General features: G+C 59.2%; 12 protein-coding genes. 9 read left to right on the forward strand and 3 right to left on the reverse strand.

Annotated features, from left to right (window positions below; genetic code table 11):
• Positions 1 to 76 precede the first annotated feature (76 nt).
• The 4 genes from X265_RS30795 (at position 77) to istB (ending at position 4,089) form a co-directional block, all read left to right on the forward strand.
• Positions 77 to 325 (forward strand): DUF6894 family protein, encoded by a 249-nt coding sequence (locus tag X265_RS30795; protein WP_128968235.1) that lies wholly within the window; start codon positions 77 to 79, stop codon positions 323 to 325.
• Positions 326 to 473: 148 nt separating this feature from the next.
• On the forward strand, positions 474 to 1,190 hold the full coding sequence (locus X265_RS30800) for a Crp/Fnr family transcriptional regulator (protein ID WP_128968236.1): 717 nt from the start codon (positions 474 to 476) through the stop codon (positions 1,188 to 1,190).
• 575 nt (positions 1,191 to 1,765) lie between these two features.
• On the forward strand, positions 1,766 to 3,280 hold the full coding sequence (gene istA, locus X265_RS30805) for an IS21 family transposase (protein ID WP_430648578.1): 1,515 nt from the start codon (positions 1,766 to 1,768) through the stop codon (positions 3,278 to 3,280).
• On the forward strand, positions 3,277 to 4,089 hold the full coding sequence (gene istB, locus X265_RS30810) for an IS21-like element helper ATPase IstB (protein ID WP_208764263.1): 813 nt from the start codon (positions 3,277 to 3,279) through the stop codon (positions 4,087 to 4,089). Before istA ends, istB begins: the two co-directional genes overlap by 4 nt.
• 742 nt (positions 4,090 to 4,831) lie before the next feature.
• Here istB and X265_RS30820 read toward each other — a convergent pair.
• Positions 4,832 to 5,080, reverse strand: coding sequence for a DUF6894 family protein (locus X265_RS30820; protein ID WP_128968237.1), 249 nt, complete (start codon positions 5,078 to 5,080; stop codon positions 4,832 to 4,834).
• Positions 5,081 to 5,950: 870 nt separating this feature from the next.
• Here X265_RS30820 and X265_RS42355 point away from each other — a divergent pair.
• The 3 genes from X265_RS42355 to X265_RS41565 all read left to right on the forward strand — a co-directional run bounded on the left by X265_RS42355 (position 5,951) and on the right by X265_RS41565 (position 7,221).
• Positions 5,951 to 6,229, forward strand: a complete 279-nt coding sequence (locus X265_RS42355) for a cold-shock protein (protein WP_128968239.1) — start codon at positions 5,951 to 5,953, stop codon at positions 6,227 to 6,229.
• Between the two features lie 229 nt (positions 6,230 to 6,458).
• On the forward strand, positions 6,459 to 7,142 hold the full coding sequence (locus X265_RS30840; RefSeq protein WP_244659485.1) for an IS5 family transposase: 684 nt from the start codon (positions 6,459 to 6,461) through the stop codon (positions 7,140 to 7,142).
• Positions 7,123 to 7,221 carry a hypothetical protein gene (locus X265_RS41565; RefSeq protein ID WP_244659486.1) on the forward strand — a complete coding sequence of 33 codons (99 nt, stop codon included), beginning with the start codon at positions 7,123 to 7,125 and terminating at the stop codon, positions 7,219 to 7,221. Before X265_RS30840 ends, X265_RS41565 begins: the two co-directional genes overlap by 20 nt.
• Here X265_RS41565 and X265_RS30845 read toward each other — a convergent pair.
• Positions 7,218 to 8,477, reverse strand: a complete 1,260-nt coding sequence (locus tag X265_RS30845; protein WP_128968240.1) for a GAF domain-containing sensor histidine kinase — start codon at positions 8,475 to 8,477, stop codon at positions 7,218 to 7,220. The two genes, X265_RS41565 and X265_RS30845, sit on opposite strands and share 4 nt — an antisense overlap.
• Before the next feature lie 90 nt (positions 8,478 to 8,567).
• Here X265_RS30845 and X265_RS30850 point away from each other — a divergent pair, with 90 nt between their 5' ends.
• Both X265_RS30850 and X265_RS30855 read left to right on the forward strand, forming a co-directional pair.
• Positions 8,568 to 8,963, forward strand: coding sequence for a response regulator (locus tag X265_RS30850; RefSeq protein ID WP_128968241.1), 396 nt, complete (start codon positions 8,568 to 8,570; stop codon positions 8,961 to 8,963).
• 587 nt (positions 8,964 to 9,550) lie between these two features.
• The gene (locus tag X265_RS30855; RefSeq protein WP_080669694.1) at positions 9,551 to 9,748 is read left to right on the forward strand and encodes a hypothetical protein; all 198 of its coding nucleotides are present in this window, start codon (positions 9,551 to 9,553) and stop codon (positions 9,746 to 9,748) included.
• A gap of 1,256 nt (positions 9,749 to 11,004) precedes the next feature.
• On the opposite strand, the gene X265_RS30865 is transcribed toward X265_RS30855, so the two are convergent.
• A complete protein-coding gene (locus X265_RS30865; protein WP_128968242.1) occupies positions 11,005 to 13,056 on the reverse strand; it encodes a DUF3363 domain-containing protein in 2,052 nt (683 codons plus the stop codon).
• Between the last annotated feature and the right edge of the window lie 443 nt (positions 13,057 to 13,499).

Here is a 13,499-nt window from a genome sequence, read left to right on the forward strand (position 1 = left end):
GACAGAATGGCTGTGCTGATTTTGGAACCTTGGATGACCATCGTTAGAGGCCGATCCAATCTGCGACGGAGCCAGCATGCCGCGCTACTTCTTCCATATCTCTGATAGCTCTTCGCTGGATGATGCCGGCACTGAGCTCCCCGACATTGCAGCCGCACGAGCTGAAGCCGTGCAAATGAGTGGCCAAATCATCAAACAAGGCTCAATGGGAAATCTGTGGAAGGACATTCCGTGGGAGATGAAGGTAACCGACGGTCCATTACCACACGGCCGGACGCTCTTCGTTCTGCGGTTTACCGCACTTCAATCTGAGCCTCCCTCCTAAGGGCGTGGTTTGCTGCCGAGAATGCTAACAGCTCCGAGGTCATGTTCCCCCCGGAGTTTTGTGTTAGCGTATCAGCATTGCTGGCGTTAATGCAGGGTAGCTGGCAACTGAGAGTGTTGTGCTCCCGCCCCAGAACTCGGGTGCTGCAATGCCAAGCAAAATCTTGATCAAACGGCTGCAAGCCGTTGTTGGACTCTCCGACGAGGACCGGACCAAGCTCGCGAACATGCCCCATACGGTGAAGGAATTCACTGACGGCGAATACATCGTGCGTGAAGGAGACAGAGCGTCCCGGTGCGCCATCGTGATGAGCGGGTTTGTGTTTCGTCATAAGGTCGTCGGCACCCGAGCCCAGATCCTGTCGATCTACCTGGCTGGCGATATGCCCGATCTGCACACTTTGCAGCTACCCGTCATGGACCACAATATTTGCAGTGCGGGTCCATCGACCGTTGGCTTTGTGCCGCACACCTATCTCAATGATATCCTGAGTAGCTCTCCCGGACTGGTTCACGCCCTCTGGCGCGAGACCCTTGTCGATGCCGCGATTTACCGCGAATGGATTGCAGGCCTTGCCCGCGACGCGCGCTCACGAGTGGGGCACCTCATCTGCGAGCTTGCGGCGCGACTCGAAGTCGTCGGATTGCTGGAGAACGCCAGCTTTTATCTTCCTTTCACCCAGCAGAACATCGCGGATGCCTGCGGTTTGTCCGTCGTGCACATCAATCGGACTATACAGGAGCTAAGACAACTGCGACTCATTGAGTGGGAGAGGCGCACGTTGACGCTGCTCCGACGGAAGGAGCTGGAGGAGCTGGCGGACTTCACGCCAGAGTATCTCCATCTCAGGGATGAAAAACTTTGACAGCCCAACCTGCGCAATTAGGGGTATTGAACCTTGAACTGAAGCCCTTCCGAGCACATGCGTACTATGCAGCTCGACGCGAGACACGTCTGGACGACACGGCGTTCGGCCCCTACAGGCCCCCTAACGCTAACAGCATAACGAGTCAGTCTGGGTCAATCGCGATGCTTTAGCCCCGTTAAGTTAGGTCGATAGCCGACATATCCTCGGCCGTGGATCGCGGCAGCGATGGGCCCAGGCTGTGTGAAAACGCAGCGCAGAGCAAATTGCAGAGAAAAGCATTCCTTCGGAAGCCCGCTCTGGGAGCTTGAGGAGCATACTAAACTGCGGCGCAGCGGCATCTGAGAAGCAGATTCTCTGGCCTTCGCGAGATTTCGCTGTCGCGCGGCAATCAGGATGGAAGGCAGCGTCAATCAAGGTGAGAGAGTTTCGCTGGGCCCGTGACGTAGGGAGGGCGTAGCCCGACCGGAGTTACGGGCCCAGCGTCGGCGCGATCCCGAGGAGGACCGCGCCGACTGGTGATCGCGGCCGGCGGGGTTATGCAAGTGGTTCTTCCGCCAAGAGGAATCACTCGCTTGCCCGGCCGACACATCACAGATCACCAGATGAGGCTCTACATGAAGTACCGTCAGACCGATAGCCCGCCAGTGGCGGCGGCCAAGGCGTCATTCAGTGCGTCGACCGCCTATCGGATCGAGAGAGACCCCCGATTTCCATCGCAAAGGAAGGCTCCCCGCGGCCGGCGACGACCGGACCCGTTGAGCAACGTGTTCGAGACCGAGATCGTCCCGATCCTGAAGGCGGCACCTGGCTTACGCCCGGTGGCGGTGTTCGAGGAGATGCTACGGCGTCATCCGGATCTCGGCAGCGGTATCCGTCGTACCCTGGAACGTCGGATCCGTGCATGGCGGGCGGTCCACGGCGAGGAGCAGGAGGTGATCTTCCGCCAAACCCACGAGCCTGGCCAACTCGGCCTCTCCGACTTCACAGACATGGACGAACTGGGTGTTACGATCGCGGGTGCTCCGTTGGATCATCGTCTCTATCACTTCCGTTTGGCCTATTGCGGGTTCGAGCACGCCCACGTCGTGCTTGGCGGCGAGAGCTTCGTTGCCCTGGCGGAAGGCCTGCAGAATGCCCTCTGGTCGCTCGGTGGGGCGCCGCGGGAGCATCGGACCGACAGTCTGTCGGCCGCATTCTGCAATCTCGATCGCGATGCACGGGACGATCTGACGCAGCGATACGAGGCCCTTTGTGACCACTACGGCATGCGGCCTTCCCGGAACAATCGAGGCGTTGCTCACGAGAATGGTTCGATCGAAGGGCCCCACGGTCATCTCAAGCGAGCAATCGCGGATGCCTTGCTGCTGCGCGGAACTGTCGACTTCGACGATCTTGCCACCTATCGCGGCTTCATCGACGAGATCGTCAGCCGCCGCAATGCCCGCAACGCCAAGCGGATCGATAGCGAGCGCGTGGTGTTGCAGGAGCTGCCCGATCGGCGCACCTCCGACTACGAAGAGGTGATCGTCCGCGTGACATCGTCCGGCGGCTTCACCCTGCGCAAGGTGTTCTACACAGTGCCATCGCGCCTGATCGGTCACCGGCTGCGGGTGCGCCTTTACGACGATCGTCTCGACGTGTTCGTCGGCGGCACCCATCTCGTCACCCTGCCGCGTGGGCGGCCGCATCCCAATGGCAAGTACGACCAGGTCGTCGATTATCGGCACGTGATCCATTCCCTGCGGCGCAAGCCGATGGCGCTTCTCAATCTGGTCTATCGAGATCGGCTGTTCCCGCGCGATGCCTATCGGAAGACCTTCGATCGCCTGCGCGAACGCTTGCCGGACAAAAAAGCCTGCCGGATCATGGTCGACCTCCTCGCGCTCGCTCATGACCGCGGCTGCGAGGCCGAACTCGCCGATCAGCTCACCGCCGACCTCGACGCCGGCCGACTGCCCGACCTCAACCGGCTACGTGCTCACTTCGCCCCCGATCCCGCCAACCTGCCGAACGTCGTGGTGCAGCTCGTGCCGCTTGCGACCTACGAATGCCTCATCGGTACCGCCGAGACCGGAGGTGCCGCATGAGCGTAACGAACACGGTTGATGCCGCGCGCCTCAATCTGTTGCTCAATGAACTCCGGCTGCCTGCCATCAAGGTGCTGTGGGCTCAATTTGCCGAACAGTCCGACAAGGAAGGCTGGCCGGCCGGCCGCTTCCTCGCGACCATCGCCGAGCACGAGATCGCCGAACGCGGCCGCCGTCGGATCGAACGACACCTTGTCGAAGCACGTTTGCCCGCCGGAAAGACCTTCGACAGCTTCGACTTCGAAGCCGTGCCGATGATCTCAAAGGCGCAGGTGATGGCGCTCGCCGCCGGTGACAGCTGGCTGGGCAAGGGCGCCAATTTGCTGTTGTTCGGCCCGCCCGGCGGCGGAAAGAGCCACTTGGCGGCAGCGATCGGCCTGGCCCTCATCGAGAACGGATGGCGCGTCCTCTTCACCCGGACCACCGATCTCGTGCAGAAGCTCCAGCTGGCGCGACGCGAGCTCAACCTCGAGGCGGCCATCAATCGTCTCGATCGCTTCGATCTCCTGATCCTAGATGATCTCGCTTACGTCACCAAGGATCAGGCCGAGACCAGCGTGCTGTTCGAACTCATCAGCGCTCGCTACGAGCGCCGCTCGATGCTGATCACCGCCAATCAGCCATTCGGCGAATGGAACAGGGTCTTCCCGGATCCCGCCATGACCCTCGCCGCTATCGATCGCCTCGTTCACCACGCCACCATCGTCGAGATGAACGTCGAGAGCTATCGCAGACGGACCGCCCTCGAACGAAAACGCGGTCCAGGACGGCCACCATCGCACGCGACACCCAAAACCGTCGCTGATTGACGCTGCGCGACAATCAGAGTTCAACAAAACTCTTGCGCGCGACAATCATCGCGGCAATCATCATCAGGCCGCGACACTGCCTCGCCATCCTGTTTGCCGCGCACTTCCCACCCAGATTGCCGCGCTACATTTCGCGTTTTCACACAACCTGGGCCATAAGCGGAAGCCAGCGTTGAGAGCCCCCAACTGAAGCAGCATTACTCGTCCCATATCAGCTGGTGGCATGCTTGGCAGCGATAGACGTAAGTCATGGTGCCTTTGGCAGTGTTGGGAAGCGTCAGGTAAAGTCGCGGAACCCCATCACAGCGGGGACAATGGCTGGGTGGTTCTCGCAGAGGCTGTTGAATCGGAGCCACGATCTTCTCCCAGTCAGAAGGCGGCGGGAGCACTCGTGTCTCTCTCGTCACCGACGCCTGGGCAACCTCGGCCGGTGATGTGGTACCTAACCCGAGCCGATCCTAGTTGGTTGCTAAGCTCTGGATTCGCGTGGAGGTACAAGCAGCCCGACCAACGATGCAGATTTTACTTTCCTTCAGATTTCACGATATCTGCAAGGTTTTCAAGCTGGTGCCCCAGTGCTACCCAGCTCCTTGAAATGCTCATGAGTACCGCAGAGCGCCTTGCTGAATTTTTCGAATCGGCTCCTTGGATTTTAAAGTCAGCCGCATACGCTCTGCATTGTTCAATGGATGGCATTTGCGCTCCTCCGCATAGATGTGGAAAGTCTCGCCGATAGGTGGCTTTATTGCTTGTATCGTTCGGTCTCAAACGAGAAACCGGCTGTTAGCACTGGTCCGACCGCGTCGCGGACTTCTACTGCCATCTGATGGCCTAGCTGAGATTTCGCTTTCGTCCATATCGTTTGCTTAGTCATACTTCCCAATGCCCGTGCGGCCTCGATCTGCACTGCTTTGAGATTGGATAGTTCCAGCCCCTCCTCATCGGGATAGAGGTCTGCGCCATCGCGCATGTCGAAGAAGTAAATTGTCATCTTGGCGCTCCCAATTTTAGGCGGGAGCACACGCGGTCTCTCAGCCACCGACGCCTCGGACTCGGTCGGTGATGCGAATGCAATTCAGGGAGCCTCGGTTGGTTGCTTGCTAACTGAATATAGGTGCACAGAGGTCAGACTTTACGATGGCGGCTGCAGTCCCGGTGAGGTCAGCCATTTGTTCATCTCTCCAGCAACGTCGATCTGCTTGGCCTTCCGTAAAAGTTCCGTCCGCCGGACTCCAAGGGGCATTCCCTTGGCCTGTGCGCGCAGACTGTTTGCCTCTTGCGCGAGACGATACTCGAAGGTCGATGAGTGTGCCGGGGATCGTTGAGTCGACATACTTATGCTCCGCTGCGGGTTGAGCGGGAGCGCAATACAATGCGTTCACATCACCGATAGATGCTAAGGGCCGCTCGGTGGTGGCGAGAGAGTGCGCTCTTTTCGGATAGATAGCCACCGCATTGTTTTAATCTGCGACCGGAACCATGCGGAAGGTTCCGCTTTTTGGTCGCCTCCGACTGCTCAAGATTATCTCCCGCCAGACACCCTTGGAAGCCTGTCGGACCTGATGATGTAGCGAAAACCACCCCTCCGTTGGCCGCAGGCATGGTCATTCGCGTCGATTTGTGTGATTACTGACAGCGGCGAGCGCCAGATATGGCTTGCGGCCACGGGGCGCAACGAAGCCGTTGACCATGTGCTTGATGCCATTCCCGAAGGCTGGACCGCCTCCTTAGTTCAGCGGGAGCTGGGGCGGACGACGCCGCAGCGTTGAACATGACGCCAGGAGAGGTCCGACAGCATAAAGTGTCCTGAAATCGTAACTGCGGGCTAGGTCGAAAGCATGGGCCTATTGAGGTGTCGGAAATGATTGCGACCGGTCGTGTGACTTGGTTCAGATTGGAGAAGAAGTTTGGTTTTGTAACTCTGGACTCGGGGGAAGACGCCTTTCTGCATATAGCTGTCCTAAAGACCGCAGGGTATGTGACGCTTCCGGCGGGGACCACTGTGCAAGTTAGGGTCGCTAGGGACGGGTCTAAGCTCCGGATTGCCGAGCTTGTATCGGTGGATACCAGCACTGCTGATGGCGGTGAGCCGCAGCCTGTGATGCGAAAGCGTGGAAGGGAGCCCACCGCTGAGGGATAGACGTCAACGCAACCACCTAGCTCCTGCTAGCGGCTTTACGCGATCTACCTCTTGGTACGAGCCTACATCCGCGCTGAGTCCGCTGCGGGTCATTTTCGACGCATTTGGCAGGGATTGAGGACTGGTTGATGTCCGCTCCTGTCCGTAAGCGCCGTACCAAGAGCGGGCCAGGAGAGTTGCGTTTGGCCGGACTGCCGTGATTCAAGGTCCCGAACTGGGGACTCGAATCATGCGCTACGAACTCGCCGACCATGAATGGACCGCCATCAAGCCGATGCTGCCGAACAAGCCGCGTGGCGTTCCTCGGGTGAACGACAGTCGGGTCCTGAATGGCATTTTCTGGGTCCTCCGATCAGGAGCACCCTGGCGTGATCTGCCGACGGCGTTTGGCCCATACACCACTTGCTACAACCGTTTCGTTAGGTGGCGGCGGGCCAACGTTTGGGGCCGCATCATAGAAGCGCTTGCCACTGCCCATGATGCCGCTGTCCAAATGATCGACACCTCCATTGTCCGCGTGCATCAGCATGGAGCCTGCATCAAAAGGAACCAGCGCCAATCGATGGGAAGGTCCCGCGGCGGCTTGACGAGCAAAATCCATGCGATGGTCGATGGCAATGGTCTGCCGGTACGGCTGGCGCTGAGCCCGGGTGAGGCCCATGACGTTCGACTCGCCGGAAAACTGCTGTCTCGTCTGAAATCCGGGTCGATGCTGCTTGCTGACCGTGGGTATGATGCGGACTGGGATCAGGGAGCTTGCCATGAAGAAGGGCGCGTGGGCAAACATCTCGCCGAAAAGCAATCGCAGCGATCCGATTTGCTTCAGCCCTTATCTCTCTCGTGCTCGCAACCAGGTCGAGCGGTTCTTCAACAGGATCAAACAATGTCGTCGGGTGGCGACGCGCTACGATAGGCTCGCCGCCAACTACCTCGCATTCATTCAACTCGCGTCAATCCGGCTATGGCTGCGCCTTAATGAGTCCGCGTCCTAAGTCGTTGCAGGCATGCTGAACTCAAAAATTGTCTCTTTGCCGCTCGAGACGACCTTAAGCGTCCCGTCATGGGCTCGCGCAATCTCGGATGCGATGTAGAGGCCGAGACCTAAACCTTGCTGGCTGGGACGGTCGCCGCGGGTGTAAGGCAGAAACAGGCTTTGCATCGCCTTGTCCGAGATCGGCGTACCGTAATTTGTCACCCTGAGGGTAAAACTTCCATCGCTCGTCCTTGCCGAAACAATGATTGGCTTGTCGATGTCGCCATAGGTGACCGCATTCCCGAGTAAATTGGAGAACAATTGGCTGATTTTGATGCGATCGCATCGAACCGGCTCGTTTAGGGCAATATCGGTCTCGATGTTAAGGCTTGGCCACGCCAGACGCATTTCGTTGATGACGTGTTCGATCACGGGGGTCAGTGGCTCGTTTGCGTCGGGCCTGATCGTCAATCCGCCGCCGAGGCGGCCGCGGGCAAAATCCATGATGTTGTCCACCAGACCCGCCATTCGCATCACGGATTTCTGGATTGATGCGACGATGTCGGGCGCTCGCTCGCTATTCGCATTCTTGAGGAGAACACGCATGCCGCCGGCTATTGACGCCAGCGGATTGCGGAGGTCGTGTCCCAGCACGCCGATAAATTGCTCGCGCAGCTCCGACGTCTTCCGTTCGTCAAGAAGATCGGCTCGGGTGCTTTTCAGGTCCGCTTCGGCAGACTGCCGCCCCACCTCACTGGCCAGCAGGCTTTCTGATCTCTTGGCAAGGTCGGCCTGAGATTGCTCGAAGCGCTCGTTGAGATCCAAATGCGCAGCGATCAATTCCCCAAAAAGCCGCAAGCTTTCGACGATCTCAGGTCGATTTAACTCACGCGGTCGCGGATCGATCGCGCAGAGCGTGCCCCAGATGTCTCCGTTCGCACGCTTGATCGGAGCTGAGATGTAGCTCCTGAAGCCATACATGCGTGGCGTCGGGTGATTGCAAAATCTGGAATCCGTCTCGACGTCATCGATGACAACCAGTTCGCCGTGGCCGCGAATTTCATTGCAGATCGTTGTTTCGACGTGAAGCTCGCTCCCTTCCACGAGGCCGAAATCTATGCTGTCGCGAACAGCACAGCACAACCAGCGATCGCTGGTCACCCTGGCGACCGCTACGAAGCCCATGCCCGTTAAGCGGGTTACGGCATCCAAAATTTTCGGAACAGCATTGATTTGCTGAACGGCGGTGATTTCGCCGCTAAGTTCGGTTATCATTGAACTATACTCAGGGGAGCATCTGGGTTCCTGACCCAACTCTGGAAGAGATAGAATGTTCTCGGAACAACGCGAGGCGGGAGCCGTTGCGTGTTGACCTCTAGAGTAAAGTACCCCTATTCGGTGGCTCACAAATCTGTTGTTTTGATAGTCGAGGACGAGTTCCTCATTCGTCTGAATGCGGCTGAGATGGTACGCGAGCTGGGCTACGAGGTCATAGAGGCCGCCGATGCGGATCACGCAATCGAGCTCCTGGAGAACACCGCCGATATAGCGATCGTATTTACCGATATCCAGATGCCCGGCTCGATGGATGGCCTGGGACTTCTAGCCACCGTTCGCGACCGTTGGCCTCCGATCGCACTGCTGGTCACTTCGGGCCAGGTAGAACCTGCCGTCGACGATCTTCCCGCCGGAGCCCGCTTCCTGGCCAAGCCCTATGTGCAGAGGCAGCTCGGCCAGCATCTCCATGCTCTCACCGGATGATGGCCAGCCGCCCGTCCCCTGTGTTTTGATTTCGATGCGGGCCTGCGAAGGTTTGGAAAATGGTCAATCATGCAGCGTGCTTAAAGCGTCTATCTGGGTCAGAAGGACAGCTTACACTCTTGCCTTGGCGGGAGTTCCCAATGCCTGGCGAAATTGGCTTCCGCATAGGCGTGACCGTACTCGGGACTATCCCGGTCGTGTTGGTGATCGCCGCCGTTTTTTGGAAGTGAGCCGCCCGATCCGGAGACGCAATCGACTGCCAATCTACTTTCGGCAGCAATGGACCAAGATTGATCTGGCTCGGTGGTAAGAAGACTGCTATAGGATTGGTATCACCGCGCGCTTCGTGGCTGTTATCGGTGACTGAGAGCTTTGCGCTCCCGCCTCAACCCAGTGAAGGCGGTAAGATGTCAAAATCCGACAAATTCGAAATCCGTGAGTGGCTTGTGCCGCCGCTGTTGGTGCCGGTCTTCCTCGCACTGCTGATCGCGGTTGTGGCTATTCTATAGCTGCAAGCGGTTCAGCAACCATGCGTTCAAAATGCAAATCGAATGCCTGGAGCAAGTTTGGGCCAATGGGAGCCGATAATGGCAAACACCGCAATCATCAGGGATGCCTACGGCGTTCCGGCAATTTTCGTTGGCTCGAAAACAGGCCGGGACGATGCGCCTTTTGTTTTCGTGAGCGTCGGGGGTGAGGAGCGCCGGATGCGCTGCTCTGAGTGGGATGCTCTTCCAATCTGGACCGGCCAGCGTCCTTCTTGGGTCAACAAAGGTGGATCATGACGGGACCTTCGGTGTGAGCAGAACTCGATCCGGTATGCGGACGGCGGCGCTCCTGCTCGCGTCGGGATTAAGCACATCTGCGTTATCCGCTTCCGTAGCGGAACCGAATTGCAGCGCGATCGAGAGCACCAGTGCCCGGCTCTCTTGTTACGATGCGGCGTTTCCGCCAAAGGCCAAGAAGCCCGCCGAAACCGATAGTGCCCCATCGTCAGGGTACAAGGACCCATTCGTTGCGGAAGAGGCTCGAACCGCCGCAAAGCTGAAGAACATTTGCCGCGGTTGCTGAGCTTCGCCGACCGAGCGGGCGTATCCGATCATGTACGCTCCTATTTGAGGGTTCAATTTGATGACGAACGAGGATGCAAGAGGTCGTCGGACGGGCTGCCAACGAAGGCGAGCCCTTCGTTTGGCGGGTGCGGTGTTGGATGACAGGGCCGACAGCTCCGCGAGTTCGCAGGAGCACCAGATGCGCAAGCAGCGTCTTCTCGACGGGCCCGCGGAGTTTCGGGAAGTTCGAGTCGATCGTTCAGAGAAGACTTCAAGCGACGCTGATTGATCAGCGTTTCTCGCTGCCTACGTGTTGTTTCGTCGCGGAGCGATGACGGTGCATGGAACATCAGGGTATTGAGTATACGGTGGTTCAAACGATCAATCCACCTGGCTGGAAATGGTCGTTTGAGCGAGCCGGTCGGTCATCGAAAACAGGCATCGGCTTCAATCGAGCAGAGGCTATCATCGCAGCTCAACGTGCCATCATCCAATGGCTCAGGGAAAAGCAGCTTCGATCAAATACGCTCGGTCTGCGACCTACCGATTCTTGAATTATCTTTGACCTCGGGCGTTGCCACTCGATGCCGATGAACCTTAGGGCGACACGTCGGGACTAACCTTTGTCGGGATTTTACCCTCACCCTCCCGGGGCTGGTGATCCGCCGCCTGCGCTTTATTTAAGCGGGTGGCGTTTTTTGTTCCCTTTGTCCCAAGCGATGACTCTCTGACAGATGTTTGGGTTTGCTATCGGCGCATCGCCATATATTGCGCTGCCGGCGCGCCTCCACCGGCACAGGCTGACGTCGCTCGTATCATCGTCGTTCAAGGTCAGCGACCGATCCGTTTCAAGCCACGGGTAAAGCACCTCATGGTGCACAGGTGTGGTCTGGTCTCCGCAAACTTCTGCATTTTTCTGCTCGGCAGGCAACCGGCTTCAGGGCTTTGTAGAAGTGATGGGGGCCGAGAGGTCGAGCTGTCTTTCTATTCTAAATTCCGAGCCCGCGTTTTCGGCCAAATTGCCAGGAAATGTCATCGCCACGCATGATGCCGACGACCTCTCGGCCGATTTCCTTCTCAATAGCCGGGCGCCACGGTACGAGGCTGAAGCCGAGTCCGCCATCGATCATGGCGAAGCGGCCGCTGGCGAGTTGGGTGGATCCGATCAACTTGCCGCGAATGGTTTGACCATCTTCGATCGCTTGGAAAGCAAGGCCTCGTTCAGCGGCGAGCTTCCGTCCAACTCGCTCGACCTCTCGACGTTCGAGCGTGGGCAGAAGGTCGGCTCTCGCACGGACGCCACCATCGGGCATGCGCCGGGCGTGGCCCCGCCGGATCAATTCGTCCTTCCGCCGTTCCAAGGCGTCCCGCACCTCAGCGCCGAAGCCTCCCTCGGCCAGCATACCGCGGTTGGGATTGACTAATTGCCGGTCGAGCCAAGTAGCGCCGTCGCTGGTCACCTGGCGATCAAGATCGAAGGCCGAGTGGACCCGCAGACTCGTCCGCCGGCCAACGCCGGCCTCATAGGCCTGTGCGCGGGCTTCGAGATCGTCCGGTATAATCCAACGGTCGGGACCTGCCCGCTCGACGATACCGGCCCGGCGCAACGCCTCCAGGCGGCGGATGTGGCTTTCGACATAGGCCTGATAGTCGCTGCCGGGAACACGCACGTGACCTGCCTCGGCAAGCGCCCGATGCTCGTTCGGGTGGTACTCGCCGGTGCCTCTCGCAAGCTCAGCGATATTGCGGTCGGCGGGACGTGGGCCGGCCGGCGCGCGCCCAATCTCGACGATCGCGCCGATCCTCGCCTCGTCGGCAATCGCAGCGTCCCTCAAGGCCACGTGGTGGACGCGTCCGTCGATGCCATCGACGATGATTCCGACCCTATCGGCGAGCTCATCAGCCAGCTCCTTGCCGATGACCCTGCCGATCACCGGGGCCGATGTCGTATCGCCGTGGAGGAGGATGTTCTCTGCGCCTCGTGCTTGCCCCCGCGCGGCGAGGGAACGGTTGATGGACTTGATGATATCGCCGCGTTCGCCAAGCTCTCTCAATGCCGGCTCGAGCCGATCGGACAGGTGCCAGACGCCGGGTTCAATCTCCCTTGCCAATCCGAAGCGCCCCAGCACCTGCAATCGTCCGATCCGGAGCGTCCGATCGAAGTCGGCGTGGCGCTGACCGGCGTCCGGCCGCAGGTCGAGGAAGCCATTATCGGCCGCCCCCACCATCGCGCGATCAATGCGGGTGAAGCGCTCGGCGGCGATCTCCGCCTGAAGCTTCGTCCGCACCTCAATATCCGTCTCAGGTCCTAGCTCTAGGGTCGCCCGGTCCTGGGCGCGGAGCCGCAACCCATCGGTGATGTAGTCCTGGGCGATAATGAGATCCTTACCGAGATCGTCCTTGCCCCGGATCACGATATGGCTGTGAGGATGGCCGGTGTTGAAGTGGTCGACCGCGACCCAATCGAGGCTCGTGCCGAGATCCTCTTCCATTTGCCGCATCACGTCCCTCGTGAAGCCATGGAGATCGGACAGACGATCGCCGTCCTCGGGAACCACGATGAAGCGGAATTGGTGGCGGTCCTCGCGCCCCTGCTCGACGAAGGCCCGGCCATCCACCCGCTCGTCATCCGGTCCATAGAGCTGACCTCGCCCGCCGTCGCGGGTCGTCCCATCGCGCTGGAGGTAGTTGAGATGCGCATGGGCAGCTCTGCTGCCGATCTTCAACCGGACGATCCGTGCCTTGACCACGACACGGCGCATACGCTGGCTCGCGTCCCGCTGCCCCGCCGCCAACTTCAATCGATCGGCCGCGGCTTGGCCCCGACCGATCCGCGAGCAACGACCTTTTTTGGGACGCGTCGACCGCGAAGGACCTCTGTTCTTGCCGCGCGACCGTCCCGGCGTCAGGGGGCCTCCATTGGCCTTCACGGCAGCCTTCATGACCTGCGCGAAGAACGACTTCGGCCGCCGCGCGCTGCCTCCTCTGTCACGGATGCGGCCGGGGCGGGGGCGGAAATCTGATTTGTCGTCGCGGCTCATGCAAGCGATGTCGCAGCCTGCGTCCTCGAACGCAATCATCGGCATGCCGCCATCGCATCAACGGCAGCAAAAACAAGGAATTGGCGGATTCAGCGCCCCCGCTCTGGCGACATCGGCTCTAAAACCAGTGTGCAGACAAGGGCTTCGAGCAAACGCTAGTTTGCTTTAATCTTGCCCTCCACCGTAGCTTCGCCGATCATGCGCCAATCCACGCTAGATCACGACTGCCATTCGAAAGAAAGTCTCAGCATCTGTGAGATTGATCGCGCAATGCCAAGCAATATCTCGACGTTGAGAGTACGTCTTCGCCAATACGAGTACATTCCAAGTTATCCGCAACGATCGAGTAATCAACGTAGGTCTCGCGATCTCCAACTGCACACATCCGGTTTTCCTTTCGCAAATTCGTAGCGCCAATCCGCGTCTCCGAGCTGCGAGGCAAA

Origin of the sequence: Bradyrhizobium guangdongense (assembly GCF_004114975.1) — a bacterium.
GTDB classification, from domain to species: Bacteria; Pseudomonadota; Alphaproteobacteria; order Rhizobiales; family Xanthobacteraceae; genus Bradyrhizobium; species Bradyrhizobium guangdongense.

Bases quoted from the DNA above. Each gene is read 5' to 3' on its own strand.
- X265_RS30800 (WP_128968236.1), top strand. From the start codon at position 474: ATGCCAAGCAAAATCTTGATCAAACGGCTGCAAGCCGTTGTTGGACTC.
- X265_RS30820 (WP_128968237.1), bottom strand. From the start codon at position 5,080: ATGACAATTTACTTCTTCGACATGCGCGATGGCGCAGACCTCTATCCC.
- X265_RS30795 (WP_128968235.1), top strand. From the start codon at position 77: ATGCCGCGCTACTTCTTCCATATCTCTGATAGCTCTTCGCTGGATGAT.
- X265_RS30840 (WP_244659485.1), top strand. From the start codon at position 6,459: ATGCGCTACGAACTCGCCGACCATGAATGGACCGCCATCAAGCCGATG.
- X265_RS30855 (WP_080669694.1), top strand. From the start codon at position 9,551: ATGGCAAACACCGCAATCATCAGGGATGCCTACGGCGTTCCGGCAATT.
- X265_RS30865 (WP_128968242.1), bottom strand. From the start codon at position 13,056: ATGAGCCGCGACGACAAATCAGATTTCCGCCCCCGCCCCGGCCGCATC.
- X265_RS42355 (WP_128968239.1), top strand. From the start codon at position 5,951: ATGATTGCGACCGGTCGTGTGACTTGGTTCAGATTGGAGAAGAAGTTT.
- X265_RS30845 (WP_128968240.1), bottom strand. From the start codon at position 8,477: ATGATAACCGAACTTAGCGGCGAAATCACCGCCGTTCAGCAAATCAAT.
- istB (WP_208764263.1), top strand. From the start codon at position 3,277: ATGAGCGTAACGAACACGGTTGATGCCGCGCGCCTCAATCTGTTGCTC.